Consider the following 22,965-nt stretch of genomic DNA (forward strand, 5'->3'; position numbering starts at 1 on the left):
ACAACGTGGACCGCAGTGTGGCAAACCTGGCCCAGGCCCTCGACAAGATCACCGGCCAGACCAACGTGCGGTAGGGACCACCCCCACCCTAGCCCTCCCCCGTCAAGGGGGAGGGGACTTAAAAGGTGCTGCTGCCGCAATAGAGACCCCTTCCCCCTCGATGGGGGAAGGATGGGTAGGGGGTGGGGCCCCCGCTCAACCGCCGCCCGCCACCGTATTTTCCTTGAAATCCGATATCGCCTGCAGAAACGGCTCCGCGAAGTCGCGGACCTTGGCCTCGCCGACGCCGAAGACGCGGGCGAAGGCGATGCGGTCTTGGGGCTTGTCGCGCGCCATCTCGATGAGGGAGCGGTCGCCGAAGATGACGTAGGCGGGCACGCCGCGCTCCTTGGCGAAGGTCAGGCGCAGGTCCTTCAAGGCCGCCAGCAGGGGTTCATCCGCGCTCGGGAGCTCTGCCGCGGCCATGGCCTTGCGGGCGCGCGCCGACGCCTTGCTGCCGCGCGCACGCGCGGTGTCGCGGCGGAAGCGGAAGTCGCCGTCACCCTGCAGCAGGCGTTGTCCCGCCGCCGTGAGGCTGAGGCCGCCGTGCCCGGTGATATCCAGGCGCAGGAACTCGGCGGCGGTGAGCTGGCGCAGGATCGAGCGCCAGGTCTCCTTGTCCTCGGCCTTGCCGGCGCCATAGACGGGCAGGCGGTCGTGGCCCTGGCTGCGGATCTTCTCGGTATCGCCCCCGCGCAGCAGGTCGACGATGTGGGCGGCGCCGAAGCGCTCGCCGCTCTGCACCACGGCGACCAGCGCCTGTTGCGCCAGCGCCGTGCCGTCCTCGGTCACCGGCGGGTTGAGGCAGACGTCGCAGTTGCCGCAAGGGCCGCCGTTCTCCGCCAGATAGTCCTCGCCGAAGTAGCCGAGCAGCGCCTGGCGGCGGCACTGCGCCGTCTCGCAGTAGGAGATGAGGGCGTCGAGGCGCTTGTGTTCGCGGCGCTTGTGATCCGCGTCGCCGTCGTCCTCCTCGATGAACATGCGGCGCTGTCGGATGTCGTTCAGCCCGTAGAGCATGAAGGCCTCGGCCGGGCGGCCGTCGCGCCCGGCGCGGCCCAGCTCCTGGTAGTAAGCCTCCATGTTGGCCGGCAGGTTGGCATGGAAGACGTAGCGCACGTCCGGCTTGTCGATGCCCATGCCGAAGGCGATGGTCGCGGCCATGACCACGCCCGGCTCGGTCATGAAGGTGTTCTGGTGGGCGGCGCGCCTGGCGCTGTCCAGGCCGGCGTGATAGGGCAGGGCGTGGAAGCCTTCCCCGGCCAACAGCTCCGCCGCTTCCTCGGTCTTGCGCCGCGACAGGCAGTAGACGATGCCGCTCTCGCCGGGTCGCGCCTTCACGTAGTCGACGAGCTGGCGCTTCCAGTCGCGCTGCAAGTCCACGGCGAGGCTGATGTTGGGCCGGTCGAAGCCGGTGACGAAGGTCTTTCCCTTGCCGTGAAACAGCTTCGCCGCGATGTCCTTCTGGGTTGCCTCGTCGGCAGTGGCGGTGAAGGCGGCCAGCGGCACCTCGGGAAAGATCTCCGGCAGGCGTTGCAGGGCTTCGTACTCCGGCCGGAAGGAGGGGCCCCAGCGGGAGATGCAGTGGGCCTCGTCGACGGCGATGAGGGAAAGCGGCAGGCGCGCGAAGGCGGCCAGCATGCGCTCGGTCATCAAGCGTTCCGGCGAGATGTAGAGCAGGCGCAACTCGCCCGAGGCGGCGCGCCGCCAGGCCGCCACGTTGGTCTCCCTGTCGCGCGAGGAATTGATGGTCTCGGCGGCGACGCCGTCCAGCTTCAGGGCCGCGACCTGGTCCTCCATCAGGGCGACCAGCGGCGAGACCACCAGGGTCAGGCCCTGTTTCACCAGGGCCGGCACCTGGAAGCAGAGCGACTTGCCGGAGCCGGTCGGCATCACGGTGAGCACGCTCTGGCCGGCCAGAATGGTCGCGATGACCTCCTCCTGGCCGGGCCGGAAGGTGGCGTAGCCGAAGGTGTCTTTCAGAACCTGGAAAGCGGGGGATTCTGGGGGAAGGGGCAGGGCCGCGGAAGACATACCCCGGTTCTGGCACGTCGGCCAGATTCGGGTCCAGTGGGGAGGGGCGATTATTCCGCCGCCTTCTCTCCGGCCGGCACGTACTTGTCGCGGGTGACCTCGTCCAGGTTGCGGCCCTCGATGCGGATCAGGCGGGTCGGGCTGTCGCGGTTCGGCGAGTGCAGCATGTCCTCGTTGTAGACCACCGCCATGCCGGGCTTCAGCTCATAGGTCTTTGTCGGCTCGACCACGCCCGGTTTGCCGCCTTCTGGGGCCCGGAGCTTGCGCCACTCGGTCATCTCGGTGGTGCCCATGGCCTGGCCGTAGATCGCCCAGGTCCCGGCATGGTCGTGCGGCTCGCCGCCCTTCGCGGCTTCGTAGACGTGCGCCATGATGCAGAAGCCGAGGTCCGGGTCCTTGTAGAGCGCCTGGCGCGGCGTGGTGTTGTCGGGGCCCAGGTGGGCGGCGACGAAGTCCGGATCCTGCAGCGCCCGCTCCAGATGCTTGCGCGCCGCCTCGCGCCCGGCGGGGCCGGGATCGGCGGCGAGGGCGTCGTGGCAGTCGGCCGCCAGCTGTTCGAGGGTGTAGGTCATGGGCGGAATGATAGAGCAACGTAGCGTCCCGCGCCAAGAGCCTGCCTCATAGCGCTAGACCTGGATGGCGCGCTGTCGGATAAAGGCGCCATGGAATTGACAGGACTGATTCCCGGCATGGTTTTGGGGGCGCTCGGCCTAGCCCTCGGGGGCGTATTGAAGGGCGCGACGGGGGCGGGTGCGCCGATCCTCGCCGTGCCCCTGCTGGCGATGCTCTACGATGTGCCGCTGGCGGTGGTGCTCTTCACCCTGCCGAACCTCTTCTCGAACGTCTGGCAGGGCTGGCGCTTTCGCGAACACCAGGTCAACCCGGCGCTGACCTGGGGCTTCGCCCTGGCGGGGGCCGCGGGCGCTGGCGTGGGTTCGGCGATCCTGGTCAGCCTGCCTTCGGACCTGCTGCTGCTTTGCGTGGCGGGCGTCGTCTTTCTCTACATCGCCTTCCGCCTGGCGCGCCCGCACTGGGCATTGGACCTGGGCCTGGCCACCCGCCTGGCGGCGCCGGCCGGTTTCGCCGGCGGCGTGCTGCAGGGCGCCGCCGGCATCTCGGCGCCGGTGTCCGTCAGCTTTCTCAACGCAACACGGATGGACCGCGGCGCCTTCATCGCCACCATCTCGATCTTCTTCACGGCGATGGCCGTGGTGCAGATCCCGCTGCTGGCGGCCTGGGGCGTCATGACGCCGCAGCGCGCCCTGCTCAGCGCCCTCGCGGTCCTGCCGCTGCTGGCGGGCATGCCGCTCGGCGCCTATCTGGCGCGGCACATGTCCAAGGAGTTTTTCGACCGCGTGATCCTGGCGCTGCTGGCGCTGATCGCGCTCAGGCTGGTGATCAGCGCCCTTGCCTGACGGGCCGGGGAGATTTGCGAAGCTTCTAGAGCTCGCGCGCGTCGCAGAGGATGCGGCGGCCGCCGCCGACCCGCAGCGACTGCTGCGTGTAGCAGTGCACGATTACCAGGTTTTCACCGGAGCGGTCCAGGAACCAGTCGGTCACCGGCTCAAGGTTATCCAGCCCGATCTTTTTCCCGTCTATGTAGGTCACCGGCTCAGCGGCCACGGTCTTGCGCGGGACGAAGGTCGAGGCGCCACGCACGACGGTTACGCCCGTGCCGTCCTCGTTCGTGGTGACCGACACCGCGTCGGCCGGATTTCCGTGGAGAATCTTGACCCCGGCGTCATGGGCCGTGGCGGCCAGCGGTGCGGCGAGCAGGCCCGCGGCGAGGGCGAGGGTGAGTGCTATCGACTTTCCTGTCATGCAGCGTCTCCTAAGCATTCGTGCCAGGCGGGGGCGACTCGAACCGCCTGGCCAAAGAGGCTAGCACGCGTTTTCGTCCGGCGCTATTCGCCGGGGCGGCTTGACGCCGGGAAGGGCCGTCAGGCCAGGGTGACGCTGTAGACCTGGTCGCGGGTGTCGCAGAGGCTGATGCGCCACTCCACCGGCTGGCCGTTGAGGCCCAGGGCGATGCGGTCGATGTTCAGCAGGGGCGCGCCGACCTCCAGGCCCAGGTGCTTGGCGGCATCGGCCTCGGCGGCGACGGCGCTGAGGCGCTCCTCGGCGCGGGCGATGGTGATGCCGTAGTCGCGGGCGAAGAGCGTGTAGAGCGTATTCGGCAGGTCGCGCTTGCCGTGCAGGTCCGGGAAGAGGGCGCTGGGCAGCGCGATACGCTCGAAAATCGCCGGGCGGCCGGCGACCGTGCGCACGCGGGTGATGCGCGTCACCTCTGCGTCGGCGCCGATCAGCAGCCGCGCAACCTCGGCGCTGCGCGCGCGGCCCTGGGAGATGCGTAAGACCCGGCTTTCCGGCACCAGGGGCTCGCCCGCGCGCCCGGTCATCTTGAAGAAGTGAAAGAGGGCGTGCTCCTGGTCGTGCTCGGCGACGTAGGTGCCGCGGCCCTGGCGGCGCACCAGCAGGTTGCCGGCGGTCATCTCGTCCAGGGCCTTGCGCACCGTCCCCTGGCTGACCCCCAGTTCCTCGGCCAGTTGCATCTCGCTGGGCAGCAGGTCGCCCGGCTTCCAGTAGCCGCCGATGAGCCGTTCGATCAGCAGGTCCTTCACCTGCTGATAGAGCGGCTTGAACCCGGGAAGCGCCGTTAGCTGCTGCGTCACGCCGGCTGTCCTTTGAGGTGTCCGCGGGGCTTCTCCACGAGATTTCCCCTTGTCTTATATAAGACATAACATATAATTTTTTCATCTTGAACAAGAGATCGCGAAGGCCTCTCCGGGCGGCTGTTTCCCTGGCGGGACGGCGGCGGAGGGGAGAAGGCGCCGTACAGCGAGGCGCTCGTTCGCGCAGTTACGGGAGAACATCCGAGATGTCGGCACCTGATTTCATCGTGCATGATGCCAAGGACACGGTCGGCGTGATCGTGAAGGAAGGCATCGAGGCGAACAGCAAGCTCACCGGCTGGGTCATGGAGGACGATTCCAAGGTCGAGGTGGAATGCATCGACGCCATTCCCCTGGGCCACAAGATCGCCCTGGGCGACATTGCCGAAGGCGATACCATCCTCAAATACGGACATGATATCGGCAAAGCCGTGGCCAAGGTTGCCAAGGGCGGCCATGTCCATATCCAGAACGTCAAGACGAAACGCTGGTGAGCGGGGAGGCAATAAGATGAGCGCACAGAAATTCCTCGGCTACCGCCGTGAGAACGGCCGGGTCGGCATCCGCAATCACGTGGTCATCCTGCCGCTGGACGACCTTTCCAACGCCGCCTGCGAGAAGGTGGCCAACAACATCGAGGGCTGCCTCGCTCTGCCGCACCATTACGGGCGCCTGCAGTTCGGCGAGGACCTGGAACTGCATTTCCGCACCCTGATCGGCACCGGCTGCAATCCCAACGTGGCCGCCGTCATCGTCATCGGCATCGAGCCGCAGTGGACGGGCCGCGTGGTCGACGGCATCGCCAAGACCGGCAAGCCGGTAGAGGGCTTCGCCATCGAGGGTCACGGCGAGATCAAGGTGGTGGCCGACGCCTCGCGCAAGGCCAAGGAGATGGTGCAGTGGGCCACCGAGCAGCAGCGAGAGCCCTGCGAGATCAACGAGCTCTGGGTCTCCACCAAGTGCGGCGAGTCCGACACCACCTCGGGCCTGGCTTCCAACCCCACGGTCGGCAACTTCATCGACAAGTTCGACGAGCTTGGCGCGACCACCTGCTTCGGCGAAACCTCGGAGCTGACCGGCGCCGAGGAGGTCTGCGCGACCCGCGCGGCGACGCCGGAGGTGGCCAAGAAGTTCCTCGATACCTGGCAGGCCTACATGGACGAGGTCATCGAGCCGCATAAGACCTCGGATCTCTCCGACAGCCAGCCGACCAAGGGCAACATCGCCGGCGGCCTCACCACCATCGAGGAGAAGGCCTTCGGCAACCTGCAGAAGATCGGCAAGAAGACCAAGTTCATCGACGTCCTGCAGCCGGCCGAGGAACCCGCCAAGGGCCCCGGCCTGTACTTCATGGACACCTCTTCGGCCGCGGCGGAGTGCGTGACCTTGCAGGCTGCCGCCGGCTTCGTCGTGCACCTCTTCCCGACCGGGCAGGGCAACATCATCGGCAATCCCATCGAACCGGTGATCAAGCTGACCGCCAACCCGAAGACGGCGCGGGAAATGTCCGAGCACGTCGACCTGGACTGCTCGGGCATCCTGCGCGGCGAGATGAACCTCGACCAGGCGGGCGACGCCCTGATCGACATCACGCTGCGCACCTGCAACGGGCGCCTGACGGCCGCGGAGGCGCTAAAGCACCGCGAGTTCGTCATGACCAAGCTGTACCGCAGCGCCTGATCCCTTCGGCGGCGCCGTCCTTCCCCGCTGCGGGGAAACGGCGCCGTTTTCCGGGTAAAGGAGGGGACGCTTGCCCGACATCGTCATTTCAGAATTCATGGACGAGGCCGCCGTCGAGGAACTGCGCGGCAGCTTCGACCTGCTCTACGACCCGGGCCTGGTCGACCGGCCTGACGACCTGAAGGCGGCGCTGGCCGGCGCGCGCGCCCTCATCGTGCGCAACCGTACCCGCGTGACCGACGACGTGCTGGCGGCGGGGCCGGGCCTGGTCTGCGTCGGGCGGCTGGGCGTCGGGCTCGACAACATCGACCTCAAGGCCTGCGAGGCGCGCGGCGTGAAGGTCTTTCCGGCGACCGGCGCCAACGACCAGGCGGTGGCCGAGTACGTCGTCGCCGCGGCGCTGCTGCTGCTGCGCGGCGCCTATCACGCGGGCGGCGAAATGCTGGCCGGGGCCTGGCCACGCCAGGCGCTGATGGGCCGCGAGGTAGCGGGGAAGATCCTGGGCCTGGTCGGCTTCGGCGGCATCGCCCGCCAGGTCGCAGCCCGGGCGCGGCCCCTGGGCGTGACCCTGGCGGCCGTAGATCCCTTCGTGGCGCCGGACGATCCGGCCTGGAACGGCGTGGTCCGCCATGAGACCCTGGAGAGCCTGCTGCCGGAGGCCGACGTGGTGAGCCTGCACGTGCCGCTGACCGAGGGCACCCGTGGCCTGATCGGCGCGGCGGCCCTCAAGCGGATGCGGCCCGGCGCGGTGCTCATCAACACCGCGCGCGGCGGCGTGGTCGACGAGGTGGCCCTGGCCGAAAGCCTCAAGGCTGGCCACCTGGGCGGCGCGGCGCTGGATGTCTTCGCCGATGAGCCGCTGAGCGCCGAGGCCGCGGCGGTCTTCGCCGGGCTGCCCAACCTGATCCTGACGCCGCACATCGCCGGCGTTACGGTGGAAGCCAACGTCCGCGTCAGCGCCATGACCGCCCGGCAGGTGCGCGCGGCCCTGGAGGAGACTGCATGACCGCAAGTAGCGAACGAAGCAGCGAAGTCTTGGGCCTGGAACAGGCCCACGAACTGGTCGCGCGGGCCCTGATGGCCTCGAACACCTCGGTGCTGAACGCCGAGTCCGTGGCCGCCGCCCTGGTGGCGGCCGAGGCCGACGGCCAGCGCGGCCACGGCCTGTCCCGCGTCGCCGCTTATGCCGGGCAGGCCAGGAGCGGCAAGGTCGACGGCAAGGCCGAGTCCCAGGTCGAATGGGTCTCCGACTGCGCGATCCGCATCGACGCCGGCGCCGGCTTCGCCTATCCGGCGCTCGACAAGGCACGTGCCGGGCTGGAAGCCATGGCCCGGGAAACCTGCATCGCCGTGGCGGGGGTCCATCACTCCCACCACTTCGGCCAGGCCGGCTACCATGTGGAGCGCCTGGCCGAGCGCGGCCTGGTGGCGCTGATGGTCGGCAACTCGCCGCAGGCCATGGCGCCCTGGGGCGGCAGCCGCGGCGTCTTCGGGACCAACCCCATCGCCTTCGCCGCGCCGCGCCGCAGCGAGGCGCCGCTGGTCATTGATCTGTCGTTGTCGAAGGTAGCGCGCGGCAAGGTCATGGCCGCGGCCAAGAACGGGGAGACGATCCCCGAGGGCTGGGCGCTCGATCCGGAGGGCCGGCCGACGACCGACCCGGAGGCGGCGCTGGCCGGCACCATGATCCCCATGGGCGACGCCAAGGGCGCGGCCCTGGCGATGATGGTGGAGATTCTCTCGGCCAGCCTCATAGGCGCCAACCACGCCTTCGAGGCCAGTTCCTTCTTCACCGCCGAGGGCGCGCCGCCGGGGGTGGGCCAGTTCCTGCTGGCCATCGATCCGGCGCCGCTGTCCGCCGGCACCTTCGCCGACCGCCTGGAGGTGCTGATCGCTGCCGTGGAGGGGCAGGAGGGGGCCCGTCTGCCGGGCAGCCGCCGTCTCGCCAGCCGGGCGGCGGCGGTCCGGGACGGTATTTCAGTGCCGGCGGCCCTGCTGGCCGAGATCCGCGCCCTGGCGGGCTGATCCCGCGCCCGCCCCGGGCAGAATTTTTCCGGTGCCGGCGGCTGAGGAACGCCCGCCAAATAGTTGAATTTCTTCCCGGATAGTCCGCGTACCCAAAATACCCGGCATTCGATCTAATCAACTCGTTGAGCTTTTCTCCGCGAGGCGTGCTATCCTTTGGGTTGCAGGGTGGCACCGTCCGGGGCCGCAGGCTCGCTTGGGTGGGGACGCCGCGAAAGCGGCTTTGGGAGATCGAATTTCCGGGCGGCAGTGGAGATTTTCCTACTGGGAAGCACAGCCAGCTTTTATGTCCGCCTTCGCTAGTCATTGGCTGGATAGGGAGCCGTCGGTCAATGAAACCGTTGAGGCTGTCGGCAGGCACGGTTGGGTGGGTCAAACGGGGACTCATCTGGCTGGTGCTCTGCGCGGTGATCCTGCTGCGGTTCGCCGATCCCGAGCCGCTGCCCACTTTTCGCAACGCTTTCTTCGATTTCGCCCAGGGCCTGATGCCGGCGGACACGGCCGCCACTCAGCCGCCCCTCACCATCGTCGATATCGATGATGCCAGCCTGGCGGCCGTCGGACAGTGGCCCTGGCCGCGCGATACCCTGGCCGACTTGGTGGATGCAATCGGCGTCCACAGTCCGCGTGCGCTCGGGATCAACATCATTTTCCCCGAGCCCGACCGGCTGTCGCCCGAGAACCTTCTGCAGCGCTTTCCCATGGACGCGCCGCTGCGCGAGAGCCTGGCGAGCCTGCCGTCCAACGACGCGGTCTTTGCCTTCAGCCTCAACCAGGTGCCGGCGGTCCTGGGCGCGGCGGTGACCGAGACGGCGTCGCCGCCGAGCAATGTTTCCAAGCTGAGCGCCCCTGTCCTGCTGCGGCTCGGCCAGCAGGGCGCGGCGGAGATCCGCCGCTACCCCGGGCTGCTGCGCAACCTCGCGATCCTGGAGCAGGCAAGCCAGGGCATTGGCGTGGTGAGCCTGGAGTTCTCCAGTGACGGCGTGGTGCGCCGCATGCCGATCGTCATGCTGGTCGGCGATTCCGTGCTGCCCAGCTTTGCGGTCGAGGTGGTGCGCGTGGCCAAGCAGGTGCCTGCCATTTCGGTGGAGATCGAGGGGCCGGGCATCTCCAGTGTCACGCTGGGCGACCTGGTCGTCCGCACGGCCTTTTCCGGCGAGGTCTGGCTGCACGATGTGCCGCTCGGGGCCATTGACCGCGTCTCGGCGGTCACGCTGCTGCGCGGCGCGGCCGACCCCTCCCTGCTGGAGGGGCGCATCGTCCTGCTGGGCGCCACCGGCAGCGGCCTGTCGCGCAGCTTCGTGACCCCCAACGGCGCGGCGCTCTCGGCGATCGACGTGCAGGCGGCTTTCGTCCAGAACCTGCTGTCGGATGCCTATCTGCTGCGCCCGCAGTTCGTCGTCTTCTGGGAGGTGGCGTTGACGGCGGCGCTGTTTCTCGGCTTCCTCGCCCTGGTCCGGCGTTTGCCCGGCTACGGCGGCCAGCTGGCGCTGGCGGCGGCGCTGCTGGTGCTCTTCGGCGGCGCGCTCTATGCCTTCGACCAGCACGGCCTGCTGCTCGATCCGACCTATCCCTTACTGGTCTTCGCGTTGACCTACGTGATGACGACCGGCCTCGGTATGGTCGAGGCGCAGCGTCAGCGCCGGCGCAGCGAGCAGGAGCGGGAAATGGCACTGATCCTGGCGGAGGCGGCTAACCGCTCCAAGACCAGTTTCCTCGCCAATATGAGCCACGAGCTGCGCACGCCCCTGAACGCCATCCTCGGCTTTTCGGAGATGATGAAGCGGGAAATACTGGGGCCGGTCTCACCGCCGAAGTACCGCGACTACGTCGAGGACATTCACCACATGGGCACGCACCTGCTGTCGCTGGTGAACGATGTCCTTGAGATGTCGAAGGTCGAGGCCGGCGAAAGCCAGCTCACCGAGACCGAGTTCGCGGTGCGCGAAGTGATCGAGGACGGCATCCGCACCGTGACCGCGGCCTACCGCGACCGCGGCACGACGATCGTTCTCGATCGCCAGTCGATCCTGCCCGAGCTCTGCGCCGATCGCCGGATGTTTACGCAGATGGTGTTGAACCTGATGTCCAACGCCGTGAAGTACACCCCGCAGAGCGGGCGCATCCGCGTGACCGGCGTGCTGGCGGAGAACGGCAGCTTCAGGCTCTCCGTTTCCGACACCGGGATCGGCATGACCGACCAGGAGATTGTCGAGGCCTTCGAGCCCTTCCGTCGCGTTGACCATGCTTTGACATCCAATTTCGAGGGAATCGGCCTAGGATTGCCCTTGACCAAGGCGATGGTCGAAATGCACGGAGGCAAGCTGGAGATCGCCAGCATCAGCAACCACGGCACCACGGCTACCCTGGTATTCCCGGCGGAGCGGGTCCGCGGCCCATCTGAACGACAGAGGGAAAGGGCGTAAGGCATGGACAGCGAAGTACTCACTGCACATCGCAGAAGCGCGTTTGCCAAGACGGGCGCAGCCGGTCTGTTCTGTGCGGCTTTGTTGATCGCAGGGACAGGCGGGGCGCAGGCCCAGGAGGGCCAGGCTGCACTGGTAAAGGTCGTCGACGGCCAGGCTTTCGCGCTAAGGGCCGACCAGCGCAACGAGCTGGACGTCGGCGCGCCAATCTTCGTGGAGGACGTGGTGGAGACCGAGTCCGGCTCCGTCGGTCTCACCTTCAAGGACGGCTCTCGGATTTCCATCGGGCCGAACTCCCGCATTCAGTTCACCGAGTTTGACTTCTCGCCGACCGAAGGGCGCCTGGCCTTCATCATCGATGTCTTCCGCGGCACGCTGCACTACATCTCCGGCGTCATCGCCAAGCTGTCGCCGGATGCGGTGAAGGTGCGCACGCCGGTGGCCACCGTGGCGGTGCGCGGTACGCGCTTCCTTGTCGAGGTGGAGGGAGAATGACCATGCTGCGACACCTAGTGATCCCTGTGCTGCTGCTGTCTCTCGCCGCCTGTGCCGGCAAGAACCGCTTTGTCCTGCTGGAAGAGGAAGACGGCAGTGTCGGCAGCATCACCATTCAAAACGATGCCGGGACCCAGACCGTCAGCGAGGCGGGCACGGTCACCCAGGTCGCAAGCGCCGAGGCGGCGCCTACCGAGCCGGAGGCGATCAGCCAGGAGGAGATCGACCAGACCTGGGGCGCGACCCTGCAGGTCAGCCCGATGAAGCCCCGCAGCTTTCTGATCTATTTCATCACCGGCACGGACATCCTGACCGAGCAGTCGCGCCGCCAGTTGCCGCAGATCCTGGACAGCATCAAGGAATACCCGGCGCCGGAGGTCGCCGTCATAGGCCACACCGATACCGTAGACTCGGCGGAGCGCAATGCCCGGCTGGCGCGCGACCGCGCCGAGGCGATCCGGGATGTGCTTATCGACGAAGGGCTGGACCGCAACCTGATCGAGGTCGACTCCCACGGCGAGAGCAACCTGCTGGTACCGACGCCCGACAACACCGACGAGCCGCGCAACCGCCGGGTCGAGGTGACTGTGCGCTGAAGCGCTGCGCGCCCGGGGGCGGCGGCTGCAGGCGTCAGATCTTTTCGAGCGAGGCGAGAACGCTCTCCGCGGCCGCGAGTGAGGCGTCGTAGTAGTGCTCGCTCGCGGCTTCGTAGGTTGCCAGGTTCAGGCCTTTTTCGGGGTCGATGAGCCCGACCACCATGCCTTGCTTGGCCAGGCCGCTGCGGTTGAAGGCCGTGTAGTCGAAGCGGAAGGCGTCCTGGCCGCTGATCGTGTGGGGGCGCAGATTGCTGACTTCGATCTGCGAGTAGCCGCTGGACGTAAGCAGCGCCTCGTAGAGGTTGACCACGTCGGTGGCATTCATGTCGGCGCGGAAGGTCGGTGCATCCTTGTCCTGACCCTGCGTCACGAGCGGCTTGCCGTCTTCTACCTTGGTGATGAAGGCCATGCGCTCCAGCCCGAAGCCGTTGACCGTCCAGATCTCGCCGCGGTTGGTCGTCTTGGCGTTCCAGGCGGTGCCGGGCACGACGCGGAAGACACCGCCGATCTCGTGCTTCTTGGTCGGCGGAACCTCCGTGATGGTGGTGCAGCCGGCCAGCAGGGCGAGGGCGAGGAGGCCGGTGCAGAGCTTGCTGAAGCGGATCACGACTTGGTCTCCAGTTTCTTGATGTAGAATTCAATCATTGCCCGGTCGTCGGCGCCGGGCGCCACGGCGAGGTAGTTCTCAAAGGCATCACGTGCATCCGCATGGTCGCCCTGGCGATGCAGCAGCAGGCCGAGGCTGCGATGCGCCTCCGCCGGCACATCGTCGTAGGTGAGGGCGCGGCGCAATGCGGCGACGGCCTCTTCCTTGTCCTCGACTTCCGCGTCGCGGCGCAGGACCTCGCCCAGGTAATACCAAGTGACGCCGGGGCTCGTGCCGCTGTCCTTCAGGCGGTCGAGCACGACCTGCATCTCGGCGTAGTGGCCGAGGTCCAACTCGTCCTCCAGCCAGGTTGCCCGGTGCCGGGCCATCAGCGCTTCGAAGCGACTGTTGTCGACCGTGCCGTGGCGGTCGCTGGCCGCGGCCAACTCGCTCAGCGTCTGCATGCGTTCCTCACTGGGCGGGTGCGAGGCGAAGAAGGGATCCGGCTTGTCTTCCTCGGCGGCGTCCTTCTCGGCGATGAGGTTTTCCCAAAGCTGCGGCGCTGCCTCTGGCGCGTAGCCGTTGTCGCTCATGAGAGTGAAGCCCATGGCGTCCGCTTCGCGCTCATGGTCGCGGCTATAGGCCTGGACTTGGCCGTAGGCGCCGAGCACCGCGAAGCCGCCCAGCGGCACGCCGGCGGTGGCGGTGACAATGCCGAAGACCTGGGCGGCGGTCAGGCTGTCGCGCATGGCTTCCCAGCGCTGGACGGAGTGGCGGCGCACGTAGTGGGAGATCTCGTGGCCGATCACCGTGGCCAGCTGGTCTTCGTTCTCGCAGCGCAGCAGCAGACCGCTCCAGACACTCATGAAGCCGTTGGGCGCCATGGAAGCGTTGAAGCCGGGCCGGCGCACCACATAGCTGCGGATGTGCGTGCAGTGCTCCGCGGCCAGGCGGCAGACAATGTCCTGGACATAGGCCTGCAGTTCCGGGTCGGGGATGACGCGGCCCGAGGTTTTGAGTCGGGTCTCGGCCTTGTCCATGACCAGCCAGAGGCCGGCCTCCGTGCTGTCGGCGGCCGGGACCTGCCCGGGCTTGAGGTCGGCGCGCGGTCCGCCGGCGCAGGCCGCGGCCGTCAGGGCCAGGCCCAGCGCCAGGGTGGTGCGGAACACACGAGAGGGGGCGGGCGGCAGGGGCTTCACGGGCGGGGTCACAGCGGCGAAGAGTCGAGCAGATGAGACATGGCCTCACGCGCCTGCTTCGGGTCGCGCAGATCGCCCGCAGTGCTCTGCAGCACGTTGAACCACACGACCTCTCCGGAGTTGAGATCAACCAGCGAGGCGAAGGCGAGCTGCCGGCCGCCTTGCGGGGCGACGCCCGGCAGGATCGCCAGCACGATGTTCATCGCGACGCGCCCATCGCTGGAGAAAGAGTCGCGGGCGTGGACGAAGAGGGCGTAGTCGGCGTCGTGACCGTCACGCAAGCTCTGCACGCCATCACCCAGGGTCCAGTCGAAACGCTCCCGCTTGGTCGGCAGGGCAAAGCCCGGAACGTACTTGTGCAGCATGATGGAACTGCCGACGGCCTCGTGCAGTTTCACCAGCTGCTCGTCATCGGCCGCGATCTGATAGCTGGCGTCGCTGTCGTCGCCGTAGGAGACGGTCTTGATGTTGCGCTCGGCCATCTCGTCCTTCAGCGCGGCCACCACGTTTTGCCGCCCGGTCTCCGTCCACTCGGCATGGGGTTCCTCCAGGCCGCCGGCGGTGAGCACCGAGAGCTCCACGTCGGCGGGCATCAGCAGGACGGCGCCGGCAGGCCGATCGAGGGTCACTTCCGGCCCGGCGCTGCGCGTCTGGGCGCAGCCGCTGGCAAGAACAACCAGGGAGAGAGCGAGGAGAACCCACGCGGAACGGAAGCCGAGGGCGCGCCCGGCAGGCTGTCGAATACTCATCGGAAAAACAATGTCCCCCTGTTACGTCCATGAAACGAGGGACATTACGGTCACCTGCCGCAGCCAATTCACGCCACCGTGCCCATCCCCCAACGTACCGGTAATGATACCTGGGGTTGATTGATTTGGAAGCCCCCTTTTTGCCTCAGCGGCGGAGATTCGCGCCACGCTCTCAGCGCCGCGCCGGGCGGCGGGTACCGGATGGCATGGCCCTGGGGCGGTTTTGTGGTCTAGAATGCCGCCGCTGGGCCCAAGGCCCCCATGAAGAGGGGACGGACCAGGGGAGGAGATGCGAGGAAACGGTGCCGGTCACCTATGATCCTGCCATCATAGCCCTGTCGGTGGTGATCGCCATCCAGGGCGGCTACGTCAGCCTGATGCTGGCGCGGCGGCTGGCCAGCCTCGGGCTGGGGCCGGACGGCTGGGCCACGGCCGGGCGGCGCAAGGCGCTGCTCGCGGCCTCGGCGCTGGCCCTGGGCATCGGCATCTGGGCCATGCACTTCATCGGCATGCTGGCGGTGAAGCTGCCGGTCGCGATGAACTACGATCTGTTGTGGACCCTGGTCTCGGCCCTGGTCTGCATCCTGGTGGTCGGCCTCGGCGTTTTCGTCGCTTCCTTCGGGCGCCTGACCCCCAAGCGCCTGGCCGGGGCGGGGCTGCTGATGGGCGCGGGCATCGCCATGATGCACTACGTCGGCATGTCGGCGCTGAGGGCCAATTGCATCGTCAGCTATTCGCCGGCCCTGGTGGCGGCCAGCTTCGCGGTGGCCGTGGCCGCCTCCGGCCTGGCCCTCTGGCTGGCCTTCTCGCCGACCCACAAGCCGCACCTCATGGCCGGCGCGGCCTGCATGGGCCTGGCCATCTCCGGCATGCACTACACCGGCATGGCGGCGGCGACCTTCCTGCCCGCCGAAGACCTGGTGGCCATCTCGGCGCCGGTCCTGAGCCTCGACCTGCTGGCCATCGTGGTGGCGGTCACGGCCTTTGTCATCTGCGGGCTGTTCCTGCTGGTCCTGCTGCCCAATGGGCTCGACAGCAAGGCGGAACAGCGTGAAGAAGAGACGCCAAAACAAAAGCTTACGCTTGTCTCCTCAAATGAAGGCAGGGAAGAGGAGGCGATGTCTCCGGAGTCGGCGGCGGCGTCCGTACGCATCCCGGTGAACCGCAACGGCACCACCCGCCTGCTGACGCCGCAGGAGATCTACGCCGTCCACGCCGACGCCCACTACACCTATGTCTTCGACGGCCAGGAGACGCACTTCTGCAATCTCTCGATCTCCGAGATCGAATCCCGCCTCGACCCGCAGACCTTCCTGCGCGTGCACCGCAGCCACATCGTCAACGTCGCCCACGCCGCGGCCCTGAAGCGGGTCCGCGACCAGGGTCTGCTGGAACTCGACAGCGCCGAGCGGCACCAGGTGCCGGTCAGCCGCAGCCGCCTGCCCAAGCTGCGGGCTGCGCTGGGGATCTAGCGGGCGCGCCGGCCGCGCCTACGCAGGAAGAAAATCCGAGAATTCCCGCCGAAATCGCCGTTCGTGCAGCCTGAGCCGCCGTTCGTGCGGGCGCGGCTGGTTTCGTGCACCTGCCGTTGACCGGCTTTCGCGGCCTGTGGCCCGATCCTTTCCAATGAAGAACTTTGCCGGTGGTTTCTCCGCCGGCAGGCAACGACGGCGGCCCCTGAAAGCGACCCCCTGGGTCGGACTTGGGAACCGCCGCCACTGGGAAAGGGAGGAGCCGACCCGTGATTCCGGGATCATTCAGCTATCACAGCCCCGCGACGGTTGAAGAAGCCGTGGGCCTGCTCGCCGAACTGGGGGACGACGCCCGTCCGCTGGCCGGCGGCCACAGTCTGCTGCCGATGATGAAGCTGCGCCTGGCGCCGCTGGAGCATCTGGTGGACCTGCGCAAGATCGACGCCCTGAAGGGCATCAAGGACGAGGGCGGGACGCTGGTCATCGGCGCCATGACCACCCAGGCCGAGCTTCTGGCCTCCGACGTCATCGCCGGCCAATGTCCGATCATCCAGGAAACCGCCGCCCTCATCGCCGACCCGCAGGTGCGCTACGTCGGCACCCTGGGCGGCAACGTGGCCAACGGCGACCCGGCCAACGACATGCCGGGCCTCATGCAATGCCTGGACGCCAGCTACCAGCTGACCGGCAAGGGCGGCAGCCGCGAAGTCAAGGCGCGCGACTTCTATGAAGGCGCCTTCTTCACCGCCCTGCAGGAGGGCGAGATCCTGACCGCCGTGAAGGTGCCGGTCCCGCCGGCCGGCCACGGCTACGCCTACGAGAAGCTGAAGCGCAAGATCGGCGACTACGCCACGGCCGCCGCCGCGGTGGTGCTGACCCTGGCCGGCGGCAGCTGCAAGTCCGCCTCCATCGCGCTGACCAACGTCGGCGAGACGCCGCTCTACGCCGCCGAGGCCTCGGCGGCCCTGGTGGGCAGCAGCCTGGACAAGGCCGCGGTGGACCAGGCGGTTAGCCTGGCCGGGGCGATCACCGCGCCGGCCTCCGCCGGGCGCGGGCCCACCCACTACCGCACCAAGATGGCCGGCGTGATGCTGCGCCGGGCCATTCAGCGCGCCCACGAACGCGCCGCCGGCTGAGCAGGCCGGGAAGTAAAGAGGAAGAGCAAGACATGGCGAAAACCCAGATTACCCTGACCATCAACGGTCAGCAGGTGGAGGCGCTGGTCGAGCCGCGCACCCTGCTGATCCATTTCCTGCGCGAGCAGCAGTTGCTCACCGGCGCCCACATCGGCTGCGAGACCACCCATTGCGGTGCCTGCACCGTCGACATGAACGGCAAGTCGGTGAAGTCCTGCACCGTCCTGGCCGTGCAGGCCGATGGCAGCGACGTGACCACGATCGAAGGCATGGCCGCCCCCGACGGCACCCTGCACGCTCTGCAAGAAGGCTTCTCAGAGATGCATGGCCTGCAGTGCGGCTTCTGCACCCCGGGTATGATCATGCGGGCCCACCGCCTGCTGCAGGAGAACCCGAACCCCAGCGACGCCGAGATCCGCATGGGCATCTCCGGCAATATCTGCCGCTGCACGGGCTACCAGAACATCGTCAAGGCGATCCGCTATGCCGCGGAGAAAATGAATGCTGCCACGAAGGAGGCCGCGGAATGAGTGACGCCGCCCAAAAGACCGATGGCGAGAAGATCGAAGATCGCGAAGCCAACCTCAAGGGTATCGGCTGCTCGCGCAAGCGCACCGAGGACGCCCGCTTCATCCAGGGCAAGGGCAACTACGTCGACGACGTGAAGCTTCCGGGCATGCTTTTCGGCGACTTCGTGCGCTCGCCCTACGGCCACGCGCGCATCAAGTCCATCGACACTTCCAAGGCGCTGGCGGTGCCGGGCGTGAAGGCGGTGCTGACCGCCGCCGACCTGAAGCCGCTCAGCCTGCACTACATGCCGACCCTGGCCGGCGACGTCCAGGCCGTGCTGGCCGAGGAGAAGGTGCTGTTCCAGAACCAGGAGGTCGCCTTCGTCGTCGCCGAGGACCGCTACATCGCCGCCGACGCGGCCGAGCTGGTCGAGGTCGACTACGAGGAGCTGCCGGTGCTGGTCGACCCCTTCAAGTCCATGGAGCCCGACGCGCCCCTGCTGCGCGAGGACATCAAGGACAAGACCGAAGGGGCGCACGGCGCGCGCAAGCACTACAACCACATCTTCACCTGGGAGGTCGGCGAGAAGGAGGAGACCGACGCCGCCTTCGACAAGGCCGAGGTCACCATCAAGGAGCTGATCAGCTATCAGCGGGTGCATCCCTCGCCGATGGAGACCTGCGCCAGCGTCGCCTCGATGGATAAGATCAAGGGCGAGCTGACCGTCTACGGCACCTTCCAGGCGCCCCACGTGGTGCGCACCGTGACCTCGCTGCTGTCGGGCATCCCGGAGCACAAGATCCACGTCATCGCGCCGGACATCGGCGGCGGCTTCGGCAACAAGGTCGGCGTCTATCCCGGCTACGTCTGCTCCATCGTCGCCTCCATCGTGCTGGGCGTGCCGGTGAAGTGGGTCGAGGACCGCATGGAGAACCTCTCCGCCACGGCCTTTGCCCGCGACTACCACATGACCGCCGAGCTGGCGGCCACCAAGGACGGCAAGATCACCGGCCTGCGCGCCCACGTGCTGGCCGACCACGGCGCCTTCGACGCCTGCGCCGATCCGACCAAGTGGCCGGCCGGCTTCTTCAACATCTGCACCGGCTCCTACGACATTCCGACGGCCCATGTTGCGGTCGACGGCGTCTACACCAACAAGGCGCCGGGCGGCGTGGCCTACCGCTGCTCCTTCCGGGTGACCGAGGCCTCCTACATGATCGAGCGGGCCATGGACATCCTGGCCAAGAAGCTCGGCATGGACCCGGTGGAACTGCGGCTCAAGAACTTCATCCAGCCGCAGCAGTTCCCCTATCAGTCGGCCTTGGGCTGGGAGTACGACAGCGGCGACTATCCCACGGCCATGAAGAAGGCCATGGAGAAGACGCACTACGATGCCCTGCGTGCCGAGCAGAAGGAGAAGCGCGAAGCCTTCGCCCGCGGGGAGACCCGCGAGCTCATGGGTATCGGCGTGGCCTTCTTCACCGAGATCGTCGGCGCGGGCCCGACCCGCAACTGCGACATCCTGGGCGTCGGTATGTTCGACTCTTGCGAGATTCGCATCCACCCGACCGGCGCGGCCATCGCCCGGCTGGGCACCAAGAGCCAGGGGCAGGGGCACGAGACCACCTATGCCCAGATCCTGGCCACCGAGATCGGCATCTCCGCCGACGACATCATGATTGAGGAGGGCGACACCGATACCGCGCCCTACGGCCTGGGCACCTACGGTTCGCGCTCGACGCCGGTCGCCGGCGCCGCCGCTGCAAGGGTCGGCCGCAAGATCCGCGACAAGGCGAAGAAAATCGCCGCGCATCTGCTGGAAGTCGGCGAGGACGACCTGGAGTTCGAGGTCGACCGCTTCAAGGTCAAGGGCCTGCCGGAGAAGCAGAAGACCATGAAGGAGGTCGCCTGGGCGGCCTACAACAACCTGCCCGAAGGCATGGAGCCGGGCCTTGAGGCGGTCGACTACTACGATCCGCCGAACATGACCTATCCCTTCGGCGCCTACATCTGCGTGATCGACATCGATGCCGATACGGGGGTCAGCATGATCCGCAAGTTCTATGCGCTGGACGACTGCGGCACGCGGATCAACCCGATGATCATCGAGGGCCAGGTGCACGGCGGCCTGACCGAGGCCTTCGGCATCGCCATGGGCCAGGAGATCTACTACGACGAGGGCGGCAACGTCATGGGCGCCAGTCTCATGGACTATTTCGTGCCCACGGCGGTTGAAACCCCGGAATGGGAGACCGATTTCACGGTTACGCCGTCGCCGCATCACCCCATCGGCGCCAAGGGCGTGGGTGAGAGCCCCAACGTGGGCGGCGTGTCGGCCTTCTCCAACGCCGTGAACGACGCCTTCGCGCACCTCGACGTGACCCATATCCAGATGCCGCACGATCACTGGCGCACCTGGAAGGTCTGCGAGAAACTGGGATTGACTGGGTAGGGAGGGCCACTTCTGCGGCCCCGGTGCGGCGGCCTTCCCAGTGGCCGCCGCACCATCGCCCCTTTTTTGCGAGGATAGCTGACGATGGAGCGCAACCAGTTATCGGACAGCCTGGCTGAAGTCGGCTACGTCGCCGACAGCCAGTTGGCCATGGCGCTGTGGCTCATGGGGAGCCTGGAGCGGCCCCTGTTGTTGGAAGGGGCGGCCGGCGTCGGCAAGACCGAGGTCGCCAAGGCCCTGGCCCAGATCCACGGGACCCGCCTGATCCGGCTGCAGTGCTACGAGGGACTGGACGCCAACGCCGCCATCTATGAATGGAACTATCAGCGCCAGCTTCTCGCCATCAAGGCCCGCGAGGGCCGCGGCGAGAGCGCCGAGGCGGTGGAGAAGCACATCTTCTCCGAGGAGTTCCTGCTGGAGCGCCCGCTGCTGGCGGCGATCCGCGAGGAAAAGCCGGCGGTGCTGCTGATCGACGAAATCGACCGGGCCGATGAGGAGTTCGAAGCTTTCCTGCTGGAGATCCTCTCCGATTACCAGATCTCCATCCCCGAGCTGGGAACCGTCACCGCCCGGTCGATCCCCCTGGTGGTGCTGACCTCGAACGGCACGCGCGAACTGTCCGACGCCCTGCGCCGGCGCTGCCTCTACCACTTCGTCGACTATCCCGGCGAGGACAAGGAGGTGCGCATCCTGACGGCGCGCCTGCCGCAGATCGACGTGAACCTGGCCCAGCAGATCGCCGCCTTCGTCGCCAAGGTGCGCAAGGAGGACCTGCGCAAGGTGCCGGGCGTGGCCGAGACGCTCGACTGGGCGGCTGCGCTGGTCGGGCTCGACGTGCGCGACCTGGCCGCCGAGCCGGAAGTGGTGCAGGACACGCTGCTGTGCCTGCTGAAGACCCAGGAAGACCGGCTGGCGCTGGCGCCGGAAGTGACCCAGCGGCTGCTCGGCAAGGTGGCTTGATGGAAGCGGAAGCGCTGGATCTCAAGGAAGTCACGCCAGTCGCGGGCGCGCAGCTGCGCCAGCGCATGGCGGCCTTCCTCAAGATCCTGCGCGACAACGGCTTCCTGGTCGGCCTGGAGGAAACCCAGGACTGCATGCGCTTCGCCGCCGCTGCCGACATCGGCCGCCCGGCCGTCCTGCGCGGCGGCCTGCGCAGCATTGCCTGCACCCGCCAGGCGGACTGGGAGCGCTTCGACGAGATCTTCGATGCTTATTGGCTGAAGCGTGGCATAAAAGGCGTGCTGCGCGTCGCCGGCACCCCGCCCAAGGGCAGGGGCGCGCGCAAGCTGTCGGAAGCGGGTGCGCCCGGCGGCAGCCTGGGCACGCCGGATCAGACCTCGCGCGAGGGCGACGAGGGGATCGGCAACCCGGCCGACCGGCAGGGCCGGCGCGAAGGCGCCTCGGCTTCCGACTCCCTGGCGGAGGCCGACTTCCGTCACCTGATGACGGCGGACGAACTGGAACGAGTGCACGAACTGGCCGACCGCCTGGCGCGCCGCATGCGCCACCGTCTCAGCCGCCGCGAGCGGCAGCGGCGGCGCGGCCGCCGGCTGGACCTGCGGCGCACGATCCACCGCAGCATCGGACGCGGCGGCCTGCCCATCGACCTCGCCTGGCGCAAGCGGCGCCACAAGCCGCTGCGCCTCGTCGTGGTGCTCGACGCCTCCGGCTCCATGAGCCAGTACAGCACCTTCTTCCTGCGCTTCATCCACGGCGTGCTCGACCGCTTCAGCGAGGCCGAGGCTTTCGTCTTCCACACCCGGCTGATCCATGTCTCCCCGGCCCTGAAGGAGCGTAACGCGGCCAAGGCCGTGGAGCGGCTGTCGCTCATCGCCCAGGGCTGGTCCGGCGGCACCAAGATCGGCGAGAGCCTGGCGGCCTTCAATCGCCACCACGCCGCCCGCGTGGTACACGGCCGCACCGTCGTGATGATCGTCAGCGACGGCTACGATACCGGCACGCCCGATATTCTGGGACGCGAGATGGCGGCGCTGCGCCGGCGCAGCAAGCGCATCGTCTGGCTGAATCCGATGATCGGCTGGGAGGGCTACGAGCCAACCGCCGGGGGCATGCAGGCGGCGCTGCCCCATGTCGACCTCTTCGCCCCGGCGCATAACCTGAAGAGCCTCGAGGCGCTGGCGCCTTTTCTGGAGCAGGTGTGACCATGAGCGGCGACCTTAATAGGGGTGATGGGGGCGACCTGCTGGACCTCATGGCCCGGTTGCGTGGCGAGGCGCGGCCTTACGCGCTGGCGACGGTGGTGCGCACGGTGGCCGCCACCTCGGCCAAGGCCGGGGCCAAGGCGGTGATCACCGCCGACGGCGAGATCCACGGCTGGATCGGCGGCGGGTGTGCGCGCGGCGCCGGGCGCCGCGCCGCCCTCCAGGCCCTCCAGGACGGCCCGGCGCATCTCATTTCCGTGCGGCCCCAGGAAGCCCTGGAGGCCGGCGGCGTGGCCGCGGGCGAGTCGAAGGGCGGCGTGGAATTCCACCGCAGCGCCTGTCCCAGCGGCGGCAGCCTGGACATCTTCGTCGAGCCCATGCTGCCGCGCCCTGGCCTGGTGGTCTGCGGCGCCTCGCCGGTGGCACGGGCCGTGGCCGACCTGGCCGGGCGCAGCGGCTTCGCCGTCACTGTGGCGGCCATGGCGGAGGATCTGGACAGCCTGCCCCGGGCCGATCATCACGTCGCCGGCTTCGAGCTGCCGTCCGCGGCGCCGGGCGAACGCTTCATCGTGGTGGCGACCCAGGGTAAGCGCGACGCCGAGGCGCTGCGCGCGGCCCTGGAGACCGAGACGCCCTACGTCGCCTTCGTCGGCAGCCGCCGCAAGGCGGCGACGCTGACGGCGCGGCTGCGCGGGGGAGGGGTGCCGGCGGACAAGGGGGCGCGGCTGCGCTCGC

General features: G+C 68.0%; 22 protein-coding genes. 15 read left to right on the top strand and 7 right to left on the bottom strand.

Annotation, left to right across the window (positions count from 1 at the left end):
• Nucleotides 1-195 precede the first annotated feature (195 nt).
• The gene (gene recQ, locus H7X47_RS25425; protein ID WP_193371597.1) at nucleotides 196-2,070 is read right to left on the bottom strand and encodes a DNA helicase RecQ; all 1,875 of its coding nucleotides are present in this window, start codon (nucleotides 2,068-2,070) and stop codon (nucleotides 196-198) included.
• A gap of 50 nt (nucleotides 2,071-2,120) precedes the next feature.
• On the bottom strand, nucleotides 2,121-2,642 hold the full coding sequence (locus H7X47_RS25430) for a cupin domain-containing protein (RefSeq protein ID WP_193371598.1): 522 nt from the start codon (nucleotides 2,640-2,642) through the stop codon (nucleotides 2,121-2,123).
• 90 nt (nucleotides 2,643-2,732) lie between these two features.
• Between H7X47_RS25430 and H7X47_RS25435 the strand changes: the two genes are divergently transcribed.
• Nucleotides 2,733-3,485, top strand: a complete 753-nt coding sequence (locus H7X47_RS25435) for a sulfite exporter TauE/SafE family protein (protein ID WP_227010813.1) — start codon at nucleotides 2,733-2,735, stop codon at nucleotides 3,483-3,485.
• Between the two features lie 25 nt (nucleotides 3,486-3,510).
• Here H7X47_RS25435 and H7X47_RS25440 read toward each other — a convergent pair whose 3' ends face one another.
• Together H7X47_RS25440 and H7X47_RS26410 are read right to left on the bottom strand one after the other, a co-directional pair.
• Entirely contained in the window at nucleotides 3,511-3,891 is a 381-nt protein-coding gene (locus tag H7X47_RS25440) for a hypothetical protein (protein ID WP_193371599.1), read from the bottom strand.
• A 119-nt stretch (nucleotides 3,892-4,010) separates the two neighbouring features.
• Entirely contained in the window at nucleotides 4,011-4,742 is a 732-nt protein-coding gene (locus tag H7X47_RS26410) for a GntR family transcriptional regulator (RefSeq protein WP_193371600.1), read from the bottom strand.
• A gap of 206 nt (nucleotides 4,743-4,948) precedes the next feature.
• Here H7X47_RS26410 and H7X47_RS25450 point away from each other — a divergent pair, with 206 nt between their 5' ends.
• The 7 genes from H7X47_RS25450 (at nucleotide 4,949) to H7X47_RS25480 (ending at nucleotide 11,964) form a co-directional block, all read left to right on the top strand.
• The gene (locus H7X47_RS25450) at nucleotides 4,949-5,236 is read left to right on the top strand and encodes a UxaA family hydrolase (RefSeq protein ID WP_193371601.1); all 288 of its coding nucleotides are present in this window, start codon (nucleotides 4,949-4,951) and stop codon (nucleotides 5,234-5,236) included.
• A 16-nt stretch (nucleotides 5,237-5,252) separates the two neighbouring features.
• The gene (locus tag H7X47_RS25455) at nucleotides 5,253-6,422 is read left to right on the top strand and encodes a UxaA family hydrolase (RefSeq protein WP_193371602.1); all 1,170 of its coding nucleotides are present in this window, start codon (nucleotides 5,253-5,255) and stop codon (nucleotides 6,420-6,422) included.
• 70 nt (nucleotides 6,423-6,492) lie between these two features.
• Nucleotides 6,493-7,428, top strand: a complete 936-nt coding sequence (locus H7X47_RS25460) for a hydroxyacid dehydrogenase (RefSeq protein ID WP_193371603.1) — start codon at nucleotides 6,493-6,495, stop codon at nucleotides 7,426-7,428.
• Nucleotides 7,425-8,447: an Ldh family oxidoreductase gene (locus H7X47_RS25465; RefSeq protein ID WP_193371604.1), complete on the top strand. Its 1,023-nt coding sequence runs from the start codon at nucleotides 7,425-7,427 to the stop codon at nucleotides 8,445-8,447. The genes H7X47_RS25460 and H7X47_RS25465 overlap by 4 nt, the downstream gene beginning before the upstream one ends.
• Nucleotides 8,448-8,779: 332 nt before the next feature.
• On the top strand, nucleotides 8,780-10,873 hold the full coding sequence (locus H7X47_RS25470; protein WP_193371605.1) for a CHASE2 domain-containing protein: 2,094 nt from the start codon (nucleotides 8,780-8,782) through the stop codon (nucleotides 10,871-10,873).
• A gap of 84 nt (nucleotides 10,874-10,957) precedes the next feature.
• A complete protein-coding gene (locus H7X47_RS25475) occupies nucleotides 10,958-11,368 on the top strand; it encodes a FecR family protein (RefSeq protein ID WP_193371606.1) in 411 nt (136 codons plus the stop codon).
• Nucleotides 11,369-11,370: 2 nt separating this feature from the next.
• On the top strand, nucleotides 11,371-11,964 hold the full coding sequence (locus tag H7X47_RS25480) for an OmpA family protein (RefSeq protein ID WP_193371607.1): 594 nt from the start codon (nucleotides 11,371-11,373) through the stop codon (nucleotides 11,962-11,964).
• A gap of 34 nt (nucleotides 11,965-11,998) precedes the next feature.
• Here H7X47_RS25480 and H7X47_RS25485 read toward each other — a convergent pair whose 3' ends face one another.
• The 3 genes from H7X47_RS25485 to H7X47_RS25495 are packed head-to-tail and all read right to left on the bottom strand — an operon-like array spanning nucleotide 11,999 to nucleotide 14,498.
• On the bottom strand, nucleotides 11,999-12,571 hold the full coding sequence (locus H7X47_RS25485; RefSeq protein WP_193371608.1) for a hypothetical protein: 573 nt from the start codon (nucleotides 12,569-12,571) through the stop codon (nucleotides 11,999-12,001).
• Nucleotides 12,568-13,749, bottom strand: a complete 1,182-nt coding sequence (locus tag H7X47_RS25490; protein ID WP_193371609.1) for a M48 family metalloprotease — start codon at nucleotides 13,747-13,749, stop codon at nucleotides 12,568-12,570. Before H7X47_RS25490 ends, H7X47_RS25485 begins: the two co-directional genes overlap by 4 nt.
• 8 nt (nucleotides 13,750-13,757) lie before the next feature.
• On the bottom strand, nucleotides 13,758-14,498 hold the full coding sequence (locus H7X47_RS25495) for a hypothetical protein (RefSeq protein WP_193371610.1): 741 nt from the start codon (nucleotides 14,496-14,498) through the stop codon (nucleotides 13,758-13,760).
• A 302-nt stretch (nucleotides 14,499-14,800) separates the two neighbouring features.
• Between H7X47_RS25495 and H7X47_RS25500 the strand changes: the two genes are divergently transcribed.
• The 7 genes from H7X47_RS25500 to H7X47_RS25530 form a co-directional block, all read left to right on the top strand.
• Nucleotides 14,801-15,970 (top strand): MHYT domain-containing protein, encoded by a 1,170-nt coding sequence (locus tag H7X47_RS25500; RefSeq protein ID WP_193371611.1) that lies wholly within the window; start codon nucleotides 14,801-14,803, stop codon nucleotides 15,968-15,970.
• A gap of 269 nt (nucleotides 15,971-16,239) precedes the next feature.
• Nucleotides 16,240-17,106: an FAD binding domain-containing protein gene (locus H7X47_RS25505; RefSeq protein ID WP_193371612.1), complete on the top strand. Its 867-nt coding sequence runs from the start codon at nucleotides 16,240-16,242 to the stop codon at nucleotides 17,104-17,106.
• Between the two features lie 32 nt (nucleotides 17,107-17,138).
• The gene (locus tag H7X47_RS25510) at nucleotides 17,139-17,636 is read left to right on the top strand and encodes a (2Fe-2S)-binding protein (RefSeq protein ID WP_193371613.1); all 498 of its coding nucleotides are present in this window, start codon (nucleotides 17,139-17,141) and stop codon (nucleotides 17,634-17,636) included.
• A complete protein-coding gene (locus H7X47_RS25515; protein ID WP_193371614.1) occupies nucleotides 17,633-20,068 on the top strand; it encodes an aerobic carbon-monoxide dehydrogenase large subunit in 2,436 nt (811 codons plus the stop codon). The genes H7X47_RS25510 and H7X47_RS25515 overlap by 4 nt, the downstream gene beginning before the upstream one ends.
• An 84-nt stretch (nucleotides 20,069-20,152) precedes the next feature.
• On the top strand, nucleotides 20,153-21,028 hold the full coding sequence (locus tag H7X47_RS25520) for an AAA family ATPase (protein ID WP_193371615.1): 876 nt from the start codon (nucleotides 20,153-20,155) through the stop codon (nucleotides 21,026-21,028).
• A complete protein-coding gene (locus H7X47_RS25525) occupies nucleotides 21,028-22,230 on the top strand; it encodes a vWA domain-containing protein (protein WP_193371616.1) in 1,203 nt (400 codons plus the stop codon). Before H7X47_RS25520 ends, H7X47_RS25525 begins: the two co-directional genes overlap by 1 nt.
• Nucleotides 22,231-22,232: 2 nt before the next feature.
• Nucleotides 22,233-22,965 (top strand): XdhC family protein (locus H7X47_RS25530; RefSeq protein WP_193371617.1); only part of this gene is annotated, 733 nt, incomplete at its 3' end.

Origin of the sequence: Pelagibius marinus, from assembly GCF_014925385.1 — a bacterium.
In the GTDB taxonomy this organism is placed as follows: Bacteria; Pseudomonadota; Alphaproteobacteria; order Kiloniellales; family Kiloniellaceae; genus Pelagibius; species Pelagibius marinus.

What these genes read in the sequence shown, in the direction of transcription:
- H7X47_RS25525 (WP_193371616.1), top strand. Translation starts at nt 21,028, where the DNA reads ATGGAAGCGGAAGCGCTGGATCTCAAGGAAGTCACGCCAGTCGCGGGC.
- H7X47_RS25480 (WP_193371607.1), top strand. Translation starts at nt 11,371, where the DNA reads ATGCTGCGACACCTAGTGATCCCTGTGCTGCTGCTGTCTCTCGCCGCC.
- recQ (WP_193371597.1), bottom strand. Translation starts at nt 2,070, where the DNA reads ATGTCTTCCGCGGCCCTGCCCCTTCCCCCAGAATCCCCCGCTTTCCAG.
- H7X47_RS25520 (WP_193371615.1), top strand. Translation starts at nt 20,153, where the DNA reads ATGGAGCGCAACCAGTTATCGGACAGCCTGGCTGAAGTCGGCTACGTC.
- H7X47_RS25495 (WP_193371610.1), bottom strand. Translation starts at nt 14,498, where the DNA reads ATGAGTATTCGACAGCCTGCCGGGCGCGCCCTCGGCTTCCGTTCCGCG.
- H7X47_RS25470 (WP_193371605.1), top strand. Translation starts at nt 8,780, where the DNA reads ATGAAACCGTTGAGGCTGTCGGCAGGCACGGTTGGGTGGGTCAAACGG.
- H7X47_RS25455 (WP_193371602.1), top strand. Translation starts at nt 5,253, where the DNA reads ATGAGCGCACAGAAATTCCTCGGCTACCGCCGTGAGAACGGCCGGGTC.
- H7X47_RS25465 (WP_193371604.1), top strand. Translation starts at nt 7,425, where the DNA reads ATGACCGCAAGTAGCGAACGAAGCAGCGAAGTCTTGGGCCTGGAACAG.
- H7X47_RS25440 (WP_193371599.1), bottom strand. Translation starts at nt 3,891, where the DNA reads ATGACAGGAAAGTCGATAGCACTCACCCTCGCCCTCGCCGCGGGCCTG.
- H7X47_RS25510 (WP_193371613.1), top strand. Translation starts at nt 17,139, where the DNA reads ATGGCGAAAACCCAGATTACCCTGACCATCAACGGTCAGCAGGTGGAG.
- H7X47_RS25450 (WP_193371601.1), top strand. Translation starts at nt 4,949, where the DNA reads ATGTCGGCACCTGATTTCATCGTGCATGATGCCAAGGACACGGTCGGC.
- H7X47_RS25435 (WP_227010813.1), top strand. Translation starts at nt 2,733, where the DNA reads ATGGAATTGACAGGACTGATTCCCGGCATGGTTTTGGGGGCGCTCGGC.
- H7X47_RS25515 (WP_193371614.1), top strand. Translation starts at nt 17,633, where the DNA reads ATGAGTGACGCCGCCCAAAAGACCGATGGCGAGAAGATCGAAGATCGC.
- H7X47_RS25430 (WP_193371598.1), bottom strand. Translation starts at nt 2,642, where the DNA reads ATGACCTACACCCTCGAACAGCTGGCGGCCGACTGCCACGACGCCCTC.